1 pseudogene is annotated in these 591 nt (G+C 41.6%); it reads right to left on the minus strand.

Annotated elements, in window-relative coordinates:
- Window positions 1-591 (minus strand): annotated as a pseudogene (locus DC083_RS10095) (autotransporter adhesin); the annotation flags it as partial.

Here is a 591-nt window from a genome sequence, read left to right on the forward strand (position 1 = left end):
CCCTACACGACACGAATCCAACTGACCTTTGTTCACAGCATCACTATCAGCAACGCCATCAGCAACATTAGAGATCACTTTATCACCAGCATTAATACCACTAGTGGTAACACTTGGACCATTCACAATGGTCAAGCCTGTATTACCTAATGTGACATTATCACCGACTTTAACACCATCATTATTCACAACGGTATCACCGGTTGTTACTGACCCATCCGCACCAAGATTAAGATCTTTCGCTAGTTTGACGTTGAGCTTGCCTTCGTCATCTACAACAACCCCGATGTTCTTACCATCTACTAATTTTGTTGTATCTGTCTCACCACCAACAATCGATACCGTTTGGCCTAATTTGAAATTTTGAGGCGTTCCACTGTCTCCGGCAAACGTTAAACCTTTATTTGCAATAGTTTGAACTGAATCCAACTGACCTTTGTTCACAGCATCACTATCAGCAACGCCATCAGCAACATTAGAGATCACTTTATCACCAGCATTAATACCACTAGTGGTAACACTTGGACCATTCACAATGGTCAAGCCTGTATTACCTAATGTGACATTATCACCGACTTTAACACCATCATT

Source organism: Ignatzschineria ureiclastica, from assembly GCF_003121845.1.
GTDB lineage: Bacteria > Pseudomonadota > Gammaproteobacteria > Cardiobacteriales > Wohlfahrtiimonadaceae > Ignatzschineria > Ignatzschineria ureiclastica.